General features: G+C 70.7%; 15 protein-coding genes. 2 read left to right on the top strand and 13 right to left on the bottom strand.

The genetic code is table 11. The annotated features are described in order from the left end of the window. Positions 1–131 precede the first annotated feature (131 nt). A complete protein-coding gene (locus tag OHU89_RS34750; protein WP_266887630.1) occupies positions 132–686 on the top strand; it encodes a YceI family protein in 555 nt (184 codons plus the stop codon). 58 nt (positions 687–744) lie between these two features. On the opposite strand, the gene OHU89_RS34745 is transcribed toward OHU89_RS34750, so the two are convergent. Continuing rightward, on the bottom strand, positions 745–1,326 hold the full coding sequence (locus OHU89_RS34745) for a YdeI family protein (RefSeq protein WP_405648916.1): 582 nt from the start codon (positions 1,324–1,326) through the stop codon (positions 745–747). A 211-nt stretch (positions 1,327–1,537) separates the two neighbouring features. Between OHU89_RS34745 and OHU89_RS34740 the strand changes: the two genes are divergently transcribed. Beyond that, positions 1,538–2,320, top strand: coding sequence for a serine protease (locus OHU89_RS34740; protein WP_266887634.1), 783 nt, complete (start codon positions 1,538–1,540; stop codon positions 2,318–2,320). Positions 2,321–2,636: 316 nt separating this feature from the next. Here the strand turns inward: OHU89_RS34740 and OHU89_RS34735 are convergent, their stop codons facing one another. The 12 genes from OHU89_RS34735 to OHU89_RS34680 form a co-directional block, all read right to left on the bottom strand. Further along, entirely contained in the window at positions 2,637–3,989 is a 1,353-nt protein-coding gene (locus OHU89_RS34735; RefSeq protein WP_405648913.1) for a hypothetical protein, read from the bottom strand. A gap of 64 nt (positions 3,990–4,053) precedes the next feature. Next, entirely contained in the window at positions 4,054–7,101 is a 3,048-nt protein-coding gene (locus tag OHU89_RS34730; protein ID WP_405648911.1) for a glycoside hydrolase family 3 N-terminal domain-containing protein, read from the bottom strand. Positions 7,102–7,300: 199 nt separating this feature from the next. Beyond that, the gene (gene cimA, locus OHU89_RS34725; RefSeq protein WP_405648909.1) at positions 7,301–8,905 is read right to left on the bottom strand and encodes a citramalate synthase; all 1,605 of its coding nucleotides are present in this window, start codon (positions 8,903–8,905) and stop codon (positions 7,301–7,303) included. Positions 8,906–9,221: 316 nt separating this feature from the next. After that, positions 9,222–10,505, bottom strand: coding sequence for a TolB family protein (locus OHU89_RS34720; protein WP_405648907.1), 1,284 nt, complete (start codon positions 10,503–10,505; stop codon positions 9,222–9,224). Continuing rightward, positions 10,502–12,553: a hypothetical protein gene (locus OHU89_RS34715; protein ID WP_405648905.1), complete on the bottom strand. Its 2,052-nt coding sequence runs from the start codon at positions 12,551–12,553 to the stop codon at positions 10,502–10,504. The genes OHU89_RS34720 and OHU89_RS34715 overlap by 4 nt, the downstream gene beginning before the upstream one ends. After that, the gene (locus OHU89_RS34710) at positions 12,553–13,602 is read right to left on the bottom strand and encodes a protein TolB (RefSeq protein WP_405648903.1); all 1,050 of its coding nucleotides are present in this window, start codon (positions 13,600–13,602) and stop codon (positions 12,553–12,555) included. The genes OHU89_RS34715 and OHU89_RS34710 overlap by 1 nt, the downstream gene beginning before the upstream one ends. 122 nt (positions 13,603–13,724) lie before the next feature. Next, on the bottom strand, positions 13,725–14,330 hold the full coding sequence (locus OHU89_RS34705; RefSeq protein ID WP_405648901.1) for a TetR/AcrR family transcriptional regulator: 606 nt from the start codon (positions 14,328–14,330) through the stop codon (positions 13,725–13,727). After that, on the bottom strand, positions 14,327–14,827 hold the full coding sequence (locus OHU89_RS34700) for a hypothetical protein (RefSeq protein WP_405648899.1): 501 nt from the start codon (positions 14,825–14,827) through the stop codon (positions 14,327–14,329). Before OHU89_RS34700 ends, OHU89_RS34705 begins: the two co-directional genes overlap by 4 nt. A gap of 9 nt (positions 14,828–14,836) precedes the next feature. After that, entirely contained in the window at positions 14,837–15,862 is a 1,026-nt protein-coding gene (locus OHU89_RS34695) for an agmatine/peptidylarginine deiminase (protein ID WP_405648897.1), read from the bottom strand. Positions 15,863–15,879: 17 nt separating this feature from the next. Beyond that, the gene (locus OHU89_RS34690) at positions 15,880–17,592 is read right to left on the bottom strand and encodes an urease subunit alpha (RefSeq protein WP_405648895.1); all 1,713 of its coding nucleotides are present in this window, start codon (positions 17,590–17,592) and stop codon (positions 15,880–15,882) included. Continuing rightward, entirely contained in the window at positions 17,589–18,284 is a 696-nt protein-coding gene (ureA, locus tag OHU89_RS34685; protein WP_405648893.1) for an urease subunit gamma, read from the bottom strand. Before ureA ends, OHU89_RS34690 begins: the two co-directional genes overlap by 4 nt. A 200-nt stretch (positions 18,285–18,484) precedes the next feature. Then, the gene (locus tag OHU89_RS34680; RefSeq protein WP_405648891.1) at positions 18,485–19,573 is read right to left on the bottom strand and encodes a branched-chain amino acid aminotransferase; all 1,089 of its coding nucleotides are present in this window, start codon (positions 19,571–19,573) and stop codon (positions 18,485–18,487) included. Positions 19,574–19,700: the final 127 nt, after the last annotated feature.

Genomic DNA, 19,700 nt, shown 5'->3' with positions numbered 1-19,700 from the left:
TGGGCATCTACCACCTCAGCGTAATCACGCCAACACTTTGCGGATGATGTTGAAACTTGTACGGAATAGGTCTACGGTCGTTCTCGTTAGGTAATTCAACGTTCAACTTCCTCACACCTAAGGAGCACGCCATGGCGACCACCGACCTGACCGCCCTGACCGGCGACTACTCGATCGACACGGCCCACTCGACGATCGGCTTCACCGTCCGCCACGCCATGGTGACCAACGTGAAGGGGAAGTTCCTCGACTTCAGCGGCTCGCTGCACCTGGACGGCGGCGACCCGGCCGCGTCCTCGGCGTCGATCGACGTCAAGATGGACAGCATCGACACGGGCTCCGCGGACCGCGACGGCCACCTCAAGAGCGCGGACTTCTTCAAGACGGACGAGTTCCCGACGATGACCTTCCGCTCCACCAAGGCGGAGGCCCTCGGCGACGAGGACTACCGCATCACCGGTGACCTCACCATCCTCGGTACCACCAAGCCGCTCACCATCGACCTCGAGTTCAACGGCGCCGCGAAGGACCCCTTCGGCAACGAGCGTGTCGGCTTCGAGGGCAAGGCGACGATCCTGCGCTCCGAGTGGGGTCTGACCTGGAACGCGGCGCTGGAGACGGGTGGCGTGCTGGTCTCCGACAAGATCAAGCTGAACTTCGACATCTCGGCGATCAAGAACGCGTGACGCGTCTTTCGTGAGCATGCCCGCCCTCGTGTTCCTTGAGGGCGGGCGCTCGGCGTTCTCAGCCGTCGCGGCCGGACAGCTCCTCCAACCTGGCCACCGCCGAGGCGACCTGAGCCGCCCGGCTCTCCGGGGTGAGGGCCCGCAGCACACCGAGCATGACCTGGTACCGGTCCGTTTTCCCGAGCCCCTCGAAGGCCGCGCCGGCCCGCGGGCTGCGCTCCAGCGCGGCGGCCAGATCGTCCGGCACCCCGGCCTCCTTCTGGGAGAGGTACGCCGCCGCCCACCGTCCGTCCGCCTTCGCCGCGTCGATCTCCGCGAGGCCGGTGTCACGCATCCTGCCGTCGGCGATCAGTTCCTCGACCCGCCGGACGTTGACCATGGACCAGAGGCTGCCGGCGCGGCGCGGGGTGATCCTCTGGAGGAAGTGCGAGGCGTCGAATCCCTTGCGCTGACCGGTGATCCAGCCGTGACAGAGGGCCACGTCATTGACTTCGGCGGCGGTGACGGAGGGGATGCCCGAGCCCTTCTTGGCGACCTTCACCCAGAGGCCGGGGTGCGGGGCCGGGTGGGTGGTGAGCCAGGTGTCGAGGGCGGCGGCGGAGGCGAAGGTTTCCGGCATGGGGCGACCGTACGCTGCCATTAGGTCGGTTCCTGTCCTAGTCGGGCGCGGGGCCGGACTGGCCGGACTGGCCGAATCACACCCCTTGTGCGGCCTGTCACAGCGTTCTCATAATCCAGCAACAGATTTGACCTGCCCATGCCAGCGGATGGGTGTCCCTTTGCGTTCCCTCTTGGCATGCGCACGACATATCTGCGACTGAGTACTTCCACCCCCCACGGAAAGCAGAACGTTGAAGAGACTCCTCACGGCCCTCAAGAGATGCGTGGCCCTCGGCGCCGCCGCCCTCGCGATCGCCAGTCTTCAGCCCGTCTCGGCCGCGCAGGCCGCTCCCGCGCCCGTCGTCGGCGGGACCCGTGCCGCGCAGGGCGAGTTCCCGTTCATGGTCCGGCTCTCCATGGGCTGTGGCGGCGCGCTGTACACGCAGCAGATCGTGCTGACCGCCGCGCACTGTGTGAGCGGGACCGGTGCGAACACCTCCATCACCGCCACCGCCGGTGTCGTGGACCTGCAGTCCACCAGCGGGCGGGTCCAGGTCAGGTCGACGTACGTGTACCGGGCTCCCGGGTACAACGGCGACGGCAAGGACTGGGCGCTCATCAAGCTCGCCTCTCCGATCAATCTGCCGACGCTGAAGATCGCCACGACCACGCAGTACAACACCGGGACGTTCACCGTCGCCGGGTGGGGTGCGGCGAGTGAGGGTGGGTCCCAGCAGCGGTACATGCTCAAGGCCACCGTGCCGTTCGTGAGTGACGCGACGTGTCGTTCGTACAGCGGGTACAGCGGGCTCATCGCTGGCGAGGAGATCTGTGCGGGGTACGCCGCGGGTGGGGTCGACACCTGTCAGGGTGACTCCGGTGGGCCGATGTTCCGGCGGGACTCGAGCAACGCGTGGGTTCAGGTCGGCATCGTGAGCTGGGGTATCGGGTGTGCTCGGGCCAACGCGCCGGGTGTGTACTCCGAGGTGTCGACGTTCGCGTCGGCGATCGCGTCGGCTGCGGCCTCTCTCTGACGCGCGGGTTGTCTCGTACGAACTTCCGCGGGCTCGGCGTGTGGTGCGCCGGGCCCGTGTTCGTGGACGGGGGCTTCTTTCGCCCCCGCCGCCCCTACCCGTCCCATCCCCAGGGGCTCCGCCCCTTCGACCCCGCCGGGGCTCCGCCCCAGACCCCGATCGGCCCTCAAGGGGCCTCGTCCTCAAACGCCGGACGGGCTGAGAGTGCGTGGACCGGCGTCCAGGGGCACAGCACCTGCGGGCGGGTGCGTCGAGAGGTTCCGTCCCAGCGGGTGGGTGGCGGGACGGCGTGTCTTCGGCCTCGAACGCCGTGCGGTCAGAATCCTCCTCCCCCGCCGAAGTCGCCGCCTCCTCCGAAGTCGCCGCCGCCGAAGCCGCCCGAGAAGTCGTCGGAGTTGAAGTCCGCGCCCGAGATGTCGCCGCCTTCGTAGGTGCCGCCGAAGTCGCCGTAGCCGGAGCCGTAGTCGGCGGCGTAGGCCGGGGTGGCCATCATGCTGCCGAGCATGGTGCCGACGAGGAGGCCGGGGAGGAGGCCGCCGCCGAAGTAGCCGCCGGCCCAGGGGCCGTAGGCGGGGCCCGCGTCCCAGTAGGGGCGGCGGCCTTGGTCGGTGTCTACCTCGCGCATCACCGGGTCGCGGCCGTCGGCAAGACGGGTCGCGTCGGCCGCGCAGACCGGGACCTCGCGCGGGGCGCCGCTGGGCGGGGTCCAGGTCGCGTCCGTGGTCGACGGGCCGTGGCGAGGGTCGAAGAAGCAGGGCGGGCGGCGGTCCGGGAGTGGCCGGCTCTCCCTGCGGGCGGCCAGTCGTGCCAGTGAGAAACGGCCGTCCTCCAGGGCCTGGGTCACCGCGCGGACCTCCTCCGGGTGCTGCGCGGCCGCCATGAACGACTTCGCCTTCTCGTAGGCGTCGAGCGCGTGCTCGTAGTCCTCGCGCATGACGTCGTCCGCGCCCGGTTCGCCGGGGTGGAAGTCCAGGCGGTCCAGTTCCTCGCCGAAGGCGGTGATGTCCTCGTCCACCACGACCCGCAGCTTCTCCAGGGCGGCCCGCTGCTCCTCCGCGTGGCGGCGGCGGTTGCGGCGGACCAGCGCGTACGCACCCACGCCACCGGCCGCCAGCACGGCGCCGACCGTCACCAGCGCACCCGCCGGAACGCCTCCGCCGTCGGAGGACGAGCCCCAGCTCGCGGGCGCCGAGCCGCCCATGTTGGCCAGGGCCTGGTCCGCGAAGTCGTCGAGCTGGGTCTTCGCGTCACTCTCGCCCCCGACGCTCGCGACGAGGTTGCGCACAGCCGTCCTGGGCAGGACCGAGGAATCCGCGCCCGCGTCGAAGCGGTCGCCGACCCGCACCGCGTACAGGCCTGTCACGCCGGTCGCGGTACGCAGGTTCCGCAGGAGGTTCTCGGTCGGCTGGTCCGCGGGCAGGACCGCCACGAACAGGGCCTTGTCCGCGTCCTCGATCTGCTCGGCGAGCGCGGCGGCGTCCCCGGAGGACAGCTGCGCGGCGGCCGCCGGGTCGACGTACACCGGACTCTCGCGGAGCGCCTCGGCGATCCTGGAGACGCTCGTGGCGGCGGAGGCGGGCGCGGGGATCGCCCACAGTACGGTCAGGGCCGCGAGCACCAGGGCCGCGAGCAGCCCTGGGAGACTTCGGGTCCGTAGGACGGACTTCATACTTCGAAGCTACCCGAAGCCTCCCAAAACAGCCTCAGCCGAGACAGCCCCGGCCAAGACAGTCTCAGCCGGTCGCCCGATAGGCCTCCGTCAGTTTCGCCACCGCCGCCGCGTACCGCCCGGTGAGCAGCAGGTGGTCCGCATCGGCGAAGGGCTTCGCCGAAGCGGCCGTGATCTTCTTCTGCTGGACGATCAGCCGTGCCTTGGTCACGATCGCGCGGCCCGCCTCCTCGGCCCCGGCCTTCTCGGCCACCGCCGCCGCGACACCGAGTGCCTTCAGTGTCGTCGCGCCGCCCTCCGGCACCTTGGTCAGCGTCGTGAGGCCCCAGCCGTACGGGAACTGCGGGTCGTACGACGTGTCGCCGACGTTGATCGGCAGCTGGTCCTGCGACTTCGGCCAGGTGACGGGGAGTTGCCCGGTGAAGGCGCGCTTGCCGTAGAGGACGTCAGCGACGCCGTCGCCCTCCGTACCGGGCAGCCAGGAGGCCACCAGCGCGTCGATCTCGCCCAGCCGGTCGCCGATGAGCTGGGGGCGGCCGGAGACGATCAGCACCGCGCACTTCATGGCCGCGCAGACCTTGTCGACGGCTGCCTGGTCGGCGGGGCTCAGCTGCAGGTCATGACCGTTGCCGACGTCTCCGACGCCCTCGGCGTACGGGGTCTCGCCGACGACGACCACCCCGATGTCGTGGCCGGTCGTGGGGGCGGAGGCGTCCTTGGAGTACGTCAGCTGCGCGGAGTTCTTGCGCATGGCCTCCAGGATCGTCGTGCCGGGGGTGATGTCGCCGGACGCGCCCTGCCAGGTGACGGTCCAGCCGCCGCTCTGGTTGCCGATGTCATCGGCGTTGGAGCCGGCGACGTACACGTTCTGGGACTTCTTCAGCGGCAGCACGCCGTCGGCGTTCTTCAGCGGCAGCACGCCGTCGGCGTTCTTCAGCAGCACCTGCGACTCGGCGGCCGCCCTGCGTGCGACGGCCCGGTGCTCGCCGGAACCGATCTTCGAGGCGCCGCTGGTGTCGGCGTACGGCTTCTCGAAGAGACCGAGCCGGAACTTCTGCGTGAGGATGCGGGAGACCGCGTCGTCGATGCGCTGCCCGCTGACGCGTCCGGCCTGTGCCTCCTCCATGAGCGTCGTACGGAACTCCCTGAAGGCGTACGGGACCATGACCATGTCGACGCCGGCGTTGACCGACGTACGGACGTCGGACGCGCGGTCGCCGGGGATCTGGTCGATGCCGTCCCAGTCGCTGATCACGAAGCCGTCGAAGTCCATACGGCCCTTGAGCACGCCGTTGATCATGTCGGCGCGGGCGTGCATCTTGACCGGGCCCTGGCCGTCGCCGAGGACGTCGAGCGAGGAGTACGAGGGCATCACCGTGCCGACACCGCGGTCGACGGCGGTCTTGTACGGCGCCAGGTGGACGGCCTCCAGCTGCTGCCGGGTGACCTTGGTGACGCCCTGGTCGATGGTGTAGGTGCCGGTGGTGGAGGAGCCGTACTCGGTGCCGCCGTCGCCGACGAAGTGCTTGGCCGTGGCGAGGACCTTGTCGTTGTCCTTCAAGTCCTTGCCGTTCCGGGCTCCTTGGAGGCCCTGGATCACCGTCTCCAGGGAGTCGACGAGAGCCGGGTCCTCGCCGAAGGACTCGTAGGACCGGCCCCAGCGTTCGTCGCGGGTGACGCAGAGGCAGGGGGCGAAGTCCCAGGGGACGCCGGTGGCGCGGACCTCGGCGGCGGTCACCGCGCCGGTCTGCTGGGCGAGTTGGGGGTTCCTGGAGGCGCCGAGGCCGATGTTGTGGGGCATGACGGTGGCGCCGACCAGGTTGTTGTGGCCGTGGACGGCGTCGACGCCGTAGACGAGGGGGATCTGGAAGCGGGTTGCCTGGGCCCGGAGTTGGAAGCCGTCGATCATCTTCGCCCAGGCCTCGGGGGTGTTGGGCGTCGGGGTGGAGCCGCCGCCGGACAGGAGCGAGCCGAGGGCGTACGTGGCGACGTCCGCCCCGGTCCCCACGGCTCCGCGCTCGGCCTGGGTCATCTGGCCGGCCTTCTCCGCGAGCGACATACGGGAGAGGAGGTCGGCGACGCGCTGCTTCACCGGCAACTCGGCGTTCAGATACGGCAGTCCGTGCGCGTCGACGACGATCTGCGGGGTCTCGGCCGGGGGCTTGGCGCCGGTGACGGTGAGTGCGAGGGGGATGGTCTCGGCGGCCTCGGCCGACTTGTCCTTGAGCGTCGGGACCCGCACGGTCCGCGTGGCGCCGGAGACGGTGCCTGCCGGGAAGGTGATGGTCCCGCTGACCGGGGTGTAGTCCTTGCCGGGGTCGGCGGTGCCGGTCGCGGCCGTCTCGTAGGCGACGGTGACGGGTTCGTCGATCGGGGCGGAGCCGGTGGTGGCGACGGAGATCTTCACGGTCGCCGTACCGCCCTCGTCCGTCGGGTGGACGGCGGAGTCGGTGAGGACGGAGGCACGCAGTGACTGGTCGGCCTTGCCGTACAACTCGACGCCGTCCATGGCGAACCGGCCCTGGATGCCGACGGGGAGGGTGACGGCGTAGCCCCATGTCTCGGTGAGGCCGAGGATGTGGTCGATGCCGCCGACGGGCTGGTAGTCGGTGCGATAGGCGAAGTCGGTGAAGGGGATCTCGATCTGTTTCCAGCCGCTGAAGTCGTCGGTGAAGGACGTCGTCCACAGCTCGGAGGCCTCGCCGTTCGCGCCGCCGTCCTTGAGCTCGAAGGCGACCTTCTTGCCGTTGTTCCGGCCTTCCCACCAGAAGCGGATGCCCTTGTGGGCGGACCAGTCGTGGGCGGGCTCGGCGAAGGCGAAGTCGTGGGTGAAGCCGCCGTAGCCGCTGATGTCGTAGGTGCCGGACAGGACGCGGTCGCCCTCGGGGGCGTCGGCGCGGTCTTCGAGCGCGAGCGTGGGCGGGTCGTCATTGTCACTGCCCCAGGTGAAGATGCCCCCCGCGGGCGGGTTCGCGAAGGGCACCTCGCCCTCGAAACGGTCCACGGGGACCGGGGCGGGATCGTCGGCGGCCTGTGGCTGTGCCTGTGCGGACACCATCGGCAGCAGGGTTGTCAGCAGGGCGGCTGAGGCGAGCAGGGCGGTTCTTCGCATGGAGCTTCCCCCTTGGCTCTCGTTAGTCCACTCATGACTTACCTCACGCCGTGAGTTAACTGGTGGCACACAGACCCGTCAAGGCGTCACGTCAGCCATTCAGCCCCAACTGACGGTCCCGTCAGGCACGTTGCACCAGAGCCGGCCGGGAGCCTCGGCGAGTTCGAGGAGCTCGCCGAGGACTCCTGCTGAACGGCGGTTACTCGGCGGGCTCCACGCCGGCGCGCAGCAGGCCGTACGTGTACGCGTCCTCCAGCGCCTGCCAGGACGCCGCGATCACGTTCTCCGCGACTCCCACCGTGGACCACTCCCCCGCACCGTCGGACGTGGAGATCAGCACGCGGGTCGTGGACTGCGTGCCGTGGACGCCTTCCAGGATGCGGACCTTGTAGTCGACGAGGTCGAGCTTGGCGAGCTGGGGGTAGATCTTCTCCAGGGCGACCCGCAGTGCGCGGTCCAGGGCGTTGACGGGGCCGTTGCCCTCCGCCGTGGCGACGATGCGCTCACCCTTGGCGAAGAGCTTCACCGTGGCCTCGTTCGCGTGGCTGCCGTCGGGGCGGTCCTCGACGATCGCGCGCCAGGACTCGACCTGGAAGTACTTGAGGGGCTTGCCCTCGACCTCGGCGCGGAGCAGCAGCTCGAACGACGCGTCCGCCGCCTCGTACGTGTAGCCCTTGAGCTCGCGCTCCTTCACGCGCTCGACCACCCGGCCGACCACCTCGCGGTCGCCGCCGAGGTCCACGCCCAGTTCCTTGCCCTTGAGCTCGACCGAGGCACGGCCCGCCATGTCGGAGACCAGCATCCGCATCGTGTTGCCGACCTGCTCGGGGTCGATGTGCTGGTAGAGGTCAGGGTCGACCTTGATGGCCGAGGCGTGCAGGCCGGCCTTGTGGGCGAAGGCCGAGACGCCCACGTAGGGCTGGTGCGTCGAGGGGGTGAGGTTCACCACCTCGGCGATCGCGTGCGAGATCCTCGTCATCTCGCGCAGCTTGCCCTCCGGCAGCACCTTCTTGCCGTACTTCAGCTCCAGGGCCGCGACCACCGGGAACAGGTTGGCGTTGCCCACCCGCTCGCCGTAGCCGTTGGCCGTGCACTGGACGTGGGTCGCGCCCGCGTCGACCGCGGCCAGGGTGTTCGCGACCGCGCAGCCCGTGTCGTCCTGGGTGTGGATGCCGAGCCGGGCGCCGGTGTCGGCGAGGACCGTGGAGACGACCGCCTGGACCTGGGCGGGGAGCATGCCGCCGTTGGTGTCACAGAGGATGACCACCGAAGCGCCGGCTTCCGAGGCCGTCCGTACGACCGACTTGGCGTACTCCGGGTTCGCGCGGTAGCCGTCGAAGAAGTGCTCGCAGTCGACGAAGACCCGGCGGCCCTGTGCCGTCAGATACGACACCGTATCGCGGACCATCTCCAGGTTTTCGTCCAGCGTGGTGCGCAGGGCGAGTTCGACATGGCGGTCGTGGGACTTGGCGACCAGGGTGATCACCGGGGCGCCGGACGCCAGCAGCGCGTTGACCTGCGGGTCCTCCGCCGCCTTGGCACCGGCCCGGCGCGTCGCGCCGAAGGCGACCAGCTGGGCGTGCTTGAACTCGATCTCCTGCTGGGCGCGGGCGAAGAACTCGGTGTCCCGCGGGTTGGCGCCGGGCCAGCCGCCCTCGATGAAGCCCACGCCGAAGTCGTCCAGGTGCCGTGCGATGGCCAGCTTGTCCGCGACGGTGAGGTTGATGCCCTCCCGCTGGGCGCCGTCGCGCAGGGTGGTGTCGAAGACGTGGAACTGGTCGTCGAGCTCGCTGGTTGCGGTCATGGTCTCAAGGCTCCTGAGGATTGGATCTCGGTCTGTACCGGAATGACCGGCTCCACCGTCCCCACATGGTCCCTCGCGCTCTCGCCTCTGGCTGCGGATGGGCCAGAAAAGCGAAAAACCTCTCGCGGGTGCGAGAGGTCTGCGCGCGGGTCGAGGACGACGGTGTCCGCCCGTACCTGGTCGTACGTGGCGGTCACTGCGGACCGGCGCGCCTGCTGCCAATAATCATGGCGAACGAGAGCACGGGGGCAGTCTGGCACAACCCCCGCGCCTCGCTCACGGCTGTCTCAGGATGCGGTCCATCACTTCGGGTGGGTTACTTCAGGTGGCGTACGTAGACGTTGGTCGTGAAGTCGGTCTGGCCGGCGTCCTCGGGCACGAGGTCGTTGGCCCAGCTGCTGAAGGCGACCGTGCGGCCGTGCCGGTCGATCACCGGGAACTCCGCGGGTTCGGCGCTCGGACCTCCCTGCGCCGCGACACTGACGAGCACCGTGCGACCGGTGCGCAGATCGCGTACGTACACCTGCCGCGCGTCGTCCGAGGCCGGGGCGGCCGAGCCGAACGCGAGATGCCTGCTGTCGGCGCTGAGCTGGGGGTAGGCGGTGTAGGCGGCCGGGTCGGCGCCGTCGATCCGGGTCACCGACCCCGTCTTCAGGTCACGCACGAAGACGTTGTGGGTGCCGTTGGTGTCGTCCGGTGTCAGCTGCGAGTCCAGCGAGTTGAAGACCGCGTACCGGCCGTCCGCGCTGACCTGCGGGAACTCGGTCTGGCCGTCGGACACCTGGCCGTCGGGCGCCTTGTCGACCTGGAACAGTTCGCCGCTCGGCACATCACGGACGTAGGCGTCGCTCCAGTCGCCCCGGGTGGGCTGCGGGACGAAGAACTGGTAGCCGACCCGGCTGCCGTCCGCGCTGATGGACGGGCGGGTGGCGGCGGACTTCCAGGCGCCCTCGCCCGGCACCTGGCTGATGCGGACCCGCTCGCCGGTGACACGGTCGACGCGGTAGATCCGGCTGGACCGGTCGCCGTCCGGCGCCTCGTCGCTGTTGCGCAGGGCGACGAAGGCCACATAGCGGCCGTCGGCGCTGACAGCGGGGCCGGAGACGCCCGCGTAGCCGGGGGCGAAGGCGTCGGCGATCTGCTGGACGGCGCCGGTCTTCAGGTCCTTGATCCAGATGTGGTTGTCGTCGGTGTTGTAGGTGGGGTTGATGGTGTACGCGAGATACCGGCCGTTCGCGCTCAGGGAGACGTCCAGGACGTTGCCGTCCCCGGCGGTGCTCGCCAGGCGGGTGGTGCCGGTCCTCAGGTCGCGGACGAAAGCGTCGGCGGTACCGTCGGTGTCACCCGCGACCAGATTGTCGGCGGCGGAGCGGAAGGCCAGGTAGCGGCCGTTCGCGCTGATGCTCTGCCCGCTGGAGGACCCGTTGCCGTTGGTGCCGTCCGGGGCCACGCTCGCCTTCTCGGTGCGCGGGGCCGTGGGCGCGGCGCTCGCGGCCGGGCCGATCAGGGTCGCCGTGGCGGCGGCGACGGTGACGGCGAGCGCCAGGGCTCGCTTGGTGCTGTGCATGGTGGTTCCCCCGTAGTGGTTGCTGCTGGTCATTGCACTGTCCGCAGGAAGACGTCCGACACCCCGTTGGTGTCCCCTTCCACCAGATCGGGTGACGCCGACTCGAAGGCGACGACCGTGCCGTCGGCGTTGACGGAAGGGTGCCGGGCCGGGAGGTCGTTGCGGCCGCCCCAGCGGTCGACGCTGATCAACTGCCGCTTCCCGGTGGTGAGTTCCCGCAGGTATACGGCGCCGCGCGAGGTGTACGCCACGTGCGTGGCGTTCCCGGAGAGCGAGGGCTGGGTGCCCCTGATCCGGGTGGTCGTACCGGTGTCGAGGTCGCGGACGCGTACCTCGCCACCCTGTTGGAAGGCGACCTTGCGGCCGTCCGCGCTGATCGACGGGGCCGAGCCCGCGCCGAGCGTCGACAGGGCGCCGGTGTCCAGGTCGCGGACGTGGACCTCGCCGCCCTGCTCGAAGGCGATGTACCGGCCGTCGTAGTTGATGGACGGGTTGCCCGCCGGCTCGCCCGTGGGCGCGCTGACCACGTCGGTGGTGCCGCCGTTGAACTTGTAGCGGTAGAGGCGGGGTTGGGGCGACGGGTCGGCGTCGGTGGCGGGCAGTGTGGCGGCGTAGGTGACCCAAGCGCAGGTCGGGTCGACCTGGGGCTGTCCCATCCAGGTGAAACGGACGCCCTGGTAGGAGCCGATGCTGCTCAGTTTGCCGACCGAGCGGTTGCGGACATGGACCTGCGGACCGCCGTCGGTCTCGGACGGGGCCACATAGCCGACCATGCGTCCGCTGTAGCAGGGGGTGCCCTCGCGCGAGGGGCCCTGGGCGGTGGAGTCGACCTGGGAGAGGCCGCCGGCCGCGTTGACGAACACGTCGTCGTCCGAGGTGAAGGCGACGACCCTGCCCTCCCCCATCACCGGGTCGTACGAGGCCACGGGCCGCTGCTGTCCGTCCCTCGTCATGCTGATCCGCTCGGTGACGGAGGGCATCGGGGCCGGGTTCTTCCTCAGCGCGCCCGAGAAGACGAACACGTCGGACTCCCCGTTGGTGTCTCCCGGCACCAGGTGGGACGCCCTCGAACTGAACGCCACCGCACGCCCGTCGGCGACCAGCATGTCGTCCCCGCCCGAGGCGTCCGGCGTGAGGACGGCCCCGCGCAGCCCCGTCCGCAGGTCGCGCACCCGCACCCCGTCCTCGCCCGCGACGACGGCGTACCGACCGTTCGCGGTGACCGAGGAGGCGGTCCCCTCGGCCACGCGCCGCGCGTCGCCGGTACGGAGGTCGCGGCTGTAGACACCGTTGTCGGCGTTGAAGAGGACGTGGCGGCCGTCGGCGGTGATACGGACCAGGAAGGCGGCGCCGAAGCCCTTGTCGACCTGGGCCCGCTCGCCCGTCGCCCGGTCCTTGACGAAGAGGTCGTTCGGGTCCTCCGCCTCCACGTCACCGCGGACGGAGTACGCGACCTTCTCGCCGTCGCCGCTCACCGAGGCCCCCGGTTTGTCGCCCTCCTCGGCCGGTGAGATCAGCTCGTCGGTGCCGGTGACCGTGTCACGGACGTACAGCAGCCGGAAGTTCTCGTCGCCGTTGCGGTTGCCGATGGTGTACGCGATGTGCGTGCCGTCCGGGCTGATCGACTGCACGCGGCCCAACTCGTTGAAGCCGGGCGGGTCCTGCGGCCACAGCTTCTCCGCACGGCCGGTGGCGCTGTCGTACAGGTAGGGCGCGAGGAACCGGGTGCCCGCGGAGAAGGCGATACGGCTGCCGTCGGCGCTCGGCGCGGGCGAGCCGTACGTGTAGCCACTGCCGAGGTCGATCTTGGTGACCCCGCCGTCGTCCAGGTCCTTCACGAGCAGGCACCTGTCGAAGCGCGCGCAGCCGAAGCTCGGTGCGATGGAGGTGAACGCCACCTTGCGGCCGTCGGCGCTGATCGCGGCGTCCGTCGACTCCCCGTCGGCCTGGCTGCCGTCGGAGGCCGTGCTCACGCGCTCGGTACGCGACTCCCGGGGCCCGGCGTGTGCGGCGCCCACCGAGGTCCAGGCGAGACCGATCGCGACCGCCGTGCCCAGCACGGCTCTTGAGACGCGGGACATCAGCGCGACCTCCACTGGAAGACGTCGTACACACCGTTGGTGTCACCGGGGACGACATCCGTGTCCTCGGTGGCGTAGACGACCGAGCGGCCGTGGTCGGAGACCGACCGCTCGCCGGCGGAGCCGTGTCCGACGGGGGTCTCGCGTCCGCCGTGCAGGTTCCGCAGTGTCAGGTTCGACTGTCCGTCGCGCAGCAACAGCCGCTGCCCGTCGGGGCTGACGGCCAGGACGCGGACGCCGGGGAAGTGCTGGACGCGGCCGGTGCGCAGCTCTCGTACATACGAGCCGTCCGCCGAATCCATCGCCAGAACCCTGCCGTCGGCGCTCAGCTGGACCACCGTCGACGGCGTGCCGTCGTCGGCCTCGGTCTGCGTGCCGGCCGTGCGGTCGGCGACCCAGACGTCGCCGGTGCCGTTGTCCTGGTAGGCGACCTGGCGGCCGTCGCCGCTGATGGACGCGTTGTCCATGTCCCGGGCGGAGTCGGCGGGGCCCGCGCTGACGGTCTCGCGGGTGCCGGTCTCCCGGTCGTAGACGTCGATCCGGGTCGGGAACTGCGGGTGCCCGGACCATGTGTAGGCGATGTAGCGGCCGTCCGTGCTGATGTCCGGGGATCCCGCGCTGTCCTGGGCGTCGCCCCCTGCCCGGATTCTGGTGCCGGTGGTCATGTCGGTCAGGAAGACGTTCATCTTGCGAACGCCCCAGTCGGTGTACGTCGCCCAGCGGCCGTCGGTGCTGAGCCGAGGCGTGCTCAGCGCGGCCTCGATCTTGGTGACCTCGCCCGTTCTCAGGTCACGGATGTACGCGTAGGTGCCCGGGTGGGTGATCCCCTCGGGCACGAGGTTGGTCGCCGACGAACGGAACGCGACGAAGCGGCCGTTCGGTGTGGTCGTGGCGGCGCTGGAGGCGCCGTCGGCCTGGGTGCCGTCGGCGGCGGTGCTGACCCTGTGCACTCGGGGCGCGTGCGGCTCGGCACCGGCGGTCGTTCCGGTGAGCGCGAGCAGCAGCGCCGTACCTAAGGACACGCTGGACACACGTGCGGCTCTGGACATGTTCCCCCCTGTGTTCCCCGTGGACGCTCTCCCCCGGCCCCGCGCCGAGGGCTCCCCAAGAGGCAAACGCACCACGGACCACAGGGTCAATCGGCCTTATTGCGTACAACCCGGGCTCAGGGTCACGCGTCCGCGAGAAGGTTCTCGTCCAGGAACTCCCGTACGTGGCCGAGAATCTGCGCTCGGTCCGCGCCTCGCAGCCCGATCGCCACGTGGATGGAGAAGCCGTCGAGCAGCGCCCGCAGCCGGGCGGCGACGCGGTCCGGGTCGATCGGGCGGAACTCTCCCCTCGACACCCCTTCCGCCAGCAGTGCCACCAGGTCGCGGTGCCAGGCGCCCTCGATGGCGGCCTGTCGGTCGCGGGCGTCGGCGGGGGCGTTCTGCGAGCGGTTCCAGACCTCCAGCCAGAGGGTCCAGTGGGGGTCGCGATGGCCGTCGGGGACGTACAGGTCGACGTACGCATCGAGCCGTTCGCGCACGGTGGCGGTGCGGGTGAGGAGGCGGCCGCGCTCGGCGCCCAGCCGGCCCTCGCTCCACTCCAGCGTCCGGAGCAGCAGCTCGTCCTTGGAGTGGAAGTAGTACAGGAGGTGGCCGCTGCTCATCCCGACCTCGCGGCCGAGGGCCGCCATGGTGAGCTTCTCCAGGCCGAGTTCGGCGATCATCTCCATGGCGGCGGCGAGGACGTCCTCGCGGGGCGGGGCGGGGGTGCGGCGGCGGGCGGGGGTCATACGACGGCCTCCACGCGGACCGCATCCGGCAGGAAGTGCGTCTCGTAGGGGCCGTAGCACTCGGAGAACAGCGTCGCCACCGCCGTGCCGCACTCCGCGCAGACCTCGTTCGGCCCCTCGCGCCCGGGGCAGCCGCAGCACCCGACCTCCTCGACGGCGGGGTTGGCGGACAAGCGCCCACGGGCGTCCTCGGGGTGGACCACCCATGTGTCGCGCGGTCCGGCGGACATCAGGCACCCCGGTCCGTCGGGGTCTCCCATACACACGTTTCCCGGGTGGGCCGATCCGCACCACTCGGGGTCGGGATGCGGCACGTACGGCGCTCCGCACGGCTCCGGGTCCACCGCGTACGCCCCGCGCGGCAGGGTCGCCGGGGCGTGCCGGGAGCCGTCGGGGTTCTTGAGCCCGTCGTACTCCGGGCGGGGCGGCACTTCCGGCAGGAGCCGCAGCGGCTCGGTCAGGCGGCTTCCGCAGGCGGCACAGGTCAGCACGTTCACCCGTACGTTCTACCTGACCACCGCCGTCGGCTGCTGCTGGGTGATGCAGTGGATACCGCCCCCGCCCGCGAAGATGGTCCGCGCGTCCACCGGCGTCACCGTCCGCCCGGGGAAGAGGCGGCGGAAGATGCCGGCCGCGAGCTCGTCGTTCGGGTCGTCGAAGGCGCAGAGCACCACGCCGCCGTTGCAGAGGTAGTGGTTGATGTACGAGTAGTCGACCCACTCCCCGTCCTCGTCCTTGAGGACCGTGGGGGCGGGGATCTCGACGACCTCCAGGCGGCGGCCCTTCGCGTCCGTCTGTCCGCGCAGGATCTCGACGTACTCCCGCGAGCGGGCGTGGTCGGGGTGGTCCGGGTTCCGCTGGCTGTGGACGACCACGGTGCCGGGCCCGGCGAAGGCCGCGACGATGTCGACGTGCCCCTGGGTGCCGTACGTGCCGTAGTCCCCGGCGAGGCCGTGCGGGAGCCAGATCGCCTTGCCGGTGCCGAGCCGGGCGTGGATCTCGGCCTCGACCCGCTCGCGCGTCCAGCCGGGATTGCGCCCGGCGCCGAGCTGGACCGTCTCGGTGAGCAGGACCGTGCCCTCGCCGTCGACGTGGATCGCGCCGCCCTCGTTGACCAGTGTGCTGCTCCGCACCGGCACGCCTGCCAGGTCGGCGACATGGCGGGCGATCTTGGAGTCGTGCTCCCAGCTCGCCCAGTCCTGTGCCCCCCAGCCGTTGAACACCCAGTCCACGGCGGCCAGTCGACGGCCGTCGCTCACGAACGTGGGCCCGATGTCACGCATCCACGCGTCGTCGAGCTCGCGCTCCACCAGGTCGACGTCGGGTCCGAGCAGCTCGCGCGCGGACTCCCCCTGGCCCGTGCCGTGCACCATCGTCACCGGCTCGAAGCGGCGCACGGCACGGGCCACCGAGGCCCAGGCGGTGCGGGCCTCGGCGAGCTCCTCGTCGTCGGTGAAGGTCGCGTTGGGTCCGGGCCAGGCCATCCAGGTGCGCTCGTGCGGCTCCCACTCGGCGGGCATGCGGTAGGTCATCAGGTGCTCCAGGGGTCCTAGAGGAAGTACAGGCGGTTGAGGGAGACGGAGTCGGCCGGCTCGGAGCGCAGCGGCTCGCCGTCGAGGGTGACCAGGCCGGTGCGCTGGTCGACATCGACCGCTCCGGTACGGGAGTTGAGGCGCAGGTCGGCCGGTCCGATGCCGCGGGTGCCGCGGACGGCGACCCTGCGGCGGCGGGTCGGCATCTTGTCGTTGCCCTGGTCGAGCGCCGCCTGGGCGACGAAGGCGACCGAGATATCGGCGGGGGTGGCGCCGTACGCGCCGAACTGCGGCCCCAGCACCAGGGGTTCACAGGTGTCCGTCGCCGCGTTGGGGTCGCCCACCACGCCGTACGCCGGGAAGCCGGACTTCAGTACCAGCTGCGGTTTCGCGCCGAAGTACTCCGGGCGCCACAGCACGATGTCGGCCAGCTTGCCGACCTCGATGGAGCCGACCTCGTGCGAAAGGCCGTGCGCGATGGCCGGGTTGATCGTCAGCTTGGCCAGGTAGCGCAGGACGCGTTCGTTGTCGTGGTCGTCGTCGCGGGCGCCGAACTCGGCCTTCATCTTCCCGGCCATGGCGAAGGTACGGCGGACCGTCTCGCCCGCTCGCCCCATGCCCTGCGCGTCCGAGGACGTGATGCCGATCGCGCCCAGGTCGTGCAGTACGTCCTCGGCGCCCATGGTTCCGGCGCGGATGCGGTCGCGGGCCATGGCGGCGTCGCCGGGCAGGTCGGTCTTCAGGTCGTGGACGGAGACGATCATGCCGTAGTGCTCGGCGACCGCGTCCCGGCCGAAGGGCAGGGTGGGGTTGGTGGAGGAGCCGATGACGTTGGCGACACCCGCCATCTTCAGCACGTTCGGGACGTGTCCGCCGCCGCAGCCCTCGATGTGGAAGGCGTGGATGGTGCGCCCCTCCAGGACGCGCAGGGTGTCCTCGACGGACAGGCACTCGTTCAGCCCGTCGCTGTGCAGGGCGACTTGGACGTCGTGTTCCTCGGCGACCCGCAGCGCCGTGTCCAACGCCCGGGTGTGGGCGCCCATGTCCTCGTGCACCTTGAATCCGGACGCCCCGCCCTCGGCGAGAGCCTCGATGAGCGGCGCGTCGTGCGAGGACGAACCCCGGCCCAGGAAACCGATGTTGACCGGCCAGGCGTCGAAGGCGTTGAACGCGTGCCGCAGCGCCCAGGGCGAGTTGACGCCGACGCCCCACATCGGCCCGAACTCCTGCCCGATGACCGTGGTCACGCCGGAGGCCAGCGAGGCCTCCATGATGCGCGGCGACAGCAGATGGACGTGGGTGTCGACGGCCCCGGCGGTGGCGATGAGCCCCTCGCCGGACACGATGGACGTGCCGGTGCCCACGACTACGTCGACCCCGTCGAGGGTGTCGGGGTTCCCGGCCCGCCCGATGGAGCAGACACGGCCTTCGCGGATGCCGATGGAGACCTTGCGGATCCCCTGCACGGCATCGATCACGACGACGTTGCTGATGACGACGTCACAGGTCTCCCGCACGGCCGCGGCCTTGAGGTGCAGTCCGTCGCGGGCGGTCTTGCCGAAGCCGGCGAGGAACTCGTCGCCGTAGTGCTGGGAGTCGGCCTCGACGCGGATCGTCAGCCCGGAGTCGCCGAGCCGGATGCGGTCGCCGGCGCGGGGGCCGTGGGTGGCGGCGTACTCGTGAGGGGTGAGGCGGCGGGCCTCGGCGGGGTGCCCTCCGGGGCGGCTCATCGGTCGGCCTCCTCGGTGGGCACGCCCAGGTAGCCGCAGGCGGCGGCGCGGCGCAGGGCCTCCTCGCGGGCGCCTGGCGCGTCCAGCGGTCCGTCGACGAGTCCGGCGAAGCCGATGGCGACGCGGGCACCGCCGATCGGTGTCAGGCCGACCTCCAGCGACTCCCCCGGCCCGAACCGCACCGAGGAACCGGCGGGTACGGCGAGCCGTGTCCCGTAGGCCTCGGCGCGGTCGAAGTCGAGGCGCGGGTTGACCTCGAAGAAGTGGAAGTGGGAGGTGACGGAGACGGGGACGGTGGCGGTGTTGGTGACTGTCATCCGTACGACGGCCTCGGGCTCGGCGTGCTCGGGCCCGGGCAGCAGCGCGCCGGGAGCCTCGGGGCCGAGCCCGCCGCCGATCGGGTCGCTCACCACGGCCAGCCGGGAGCCGTCGTCGAAGACGGCCTCGACATGCACCTCGGTGACGACGTCCGCGACACCGGGCAGCACGTCCTCAGGACCGAGCACCGCGCGGGCCCGCTCGATCGCCTCGGCGAGCCGCGCCCCGTCCCGGGCTGCCTCGCACACGGTGTCCGCGATGAGCGCGGTGGCCTCCGGCACGTTGAGCCGCAGCCCTCGGGCGCGACGGGCACGGGCCAGCTCGGCGGCTCCGAAGAGCAGCAGCCGGTCGCGTTCGGTGGGGGTCAGCCGCATGTCGTTCCCTTCTCTTAGAGCGCCACTCTAATCAGGGATATCGACGAAAGGAACCCTGGGCTCCCGTCATGGCACGCATCACATTGAGTGTCGCTCAAATGACGGTCACGACATGCGCCACGACGGCGCCGCGGCCGGCGGACGGCATGCGAAAGGGCCGCCGCGGACACGGAGTCCGCAGCGGCCCTGATGGTCCGCGGCTAGCCCAGCTTGTGCATCCAGCCGTGCTTGTCCTCGGCCGTGCCGCGCTGGATGTCCAGCAGAGCCTGGCGCAGCTTCAGCGTGACCTCGCCCGGCTCGCCGCCCGACTGCTGCCACTCGGCGTTCGCGCGCTTCACCGTGCCGACCGGGGTGATCACGGCGGCCGTACCACAGGCGAAGACCTCGGTCAGGGTGCCGTTCTCGGCGTCGCGCTGCCACTGGTCGATGGAGACGCGGCCCTCCTCGGACTCGTAGCCGAGGTCGCGGGCGACGTCGAGAAGGGAGTCGCGCGTCACACCCTCCAGGATCGAGCCGGTCAGCGTCGGCGTGATGATCTTGTCGCCGTACACGAAGTACAGGTTCATGCCGCCGAGCTCCTCGACCCACTTGTGCTCGACCGCGTCGAGGTAGCAGACCTGGTCGCAGCCCTTGGCGGCCGCCTCGGCCTGGGCGAGGAGGGAGGCCGCGTAGTTGCCGCCCGTCTTCGCGTCGCCCATGCCGCCGGGGACGGCGCGGACGCGGTCCTCGGAGAGCCAGATGGAGACCGGCTTGACGCCGCCGGGGAAGTAGGCGCCGGCCGGGGAGGCGATGACCAGGAAGAGGTACTCGTTGGCGGGCTTGACGCCCAGGCCGACCTCGGTGGCGATCATGAAGGGGCGCAGGTAGAGGGACTCCTCGCCGCCGTGCGCCGGGACCCAGGCCCGGTCCTGCTGGACGAGGGCGTCGCAGGCCTCGATGAACGTCTCGACCGGCAGCTCGGGCATGCCGAGGCGGTGCGCGGAACGCTGGAAGCGCTCGGCGTTCTTCTCCGGGCGGAAGGTGGCGACGGTCCCGTCGGGCTGGCGGTACGCCTTGAGGCCCTCGAAGATCTCCTGCGCGTAGTGCAGGACCATCGTCGCCGGGTCGAGCTGGAGCGGGGCGTACGGCACGAGCTGGCCGTCGTGCCAGCCTCGGCCCTCGGTCCACTTGATGACGACCATGTGGTCGGTGAAGTGGCGGCCGAACCCGGGGTTCGCCAGGATCGCGGCGCGCTCGGCGTCGGAAAGTGGCGAGGCTGAGGGCTTGAGCTCGATCGTGGGCGTCGTCATGAGTGGTTGTCCTTCACCGGTTGTGTAGTGACGGGCCGCGCTCACGCCCTTTACTGTCAGTTGCCAGTGCTAGGACGTCCGAGCATTCCCTCATTCCGCGGCTCCGCGTTCGATTATCGCGCTACGG

The sequence above is a fragment of the Streptomyces sp. NBC_00019 genome, assembly GCF_045041015.1.
In the GTDB taxonomy this organism is placed as follows: Bacteria; Actinomycetota; Actinomycetes; order Streptomycetales; family Streptomycetaceae; genus Streptomyces.
This window is presented reverse-complemented; position numbering and strand designations above follow the sequence as displayed.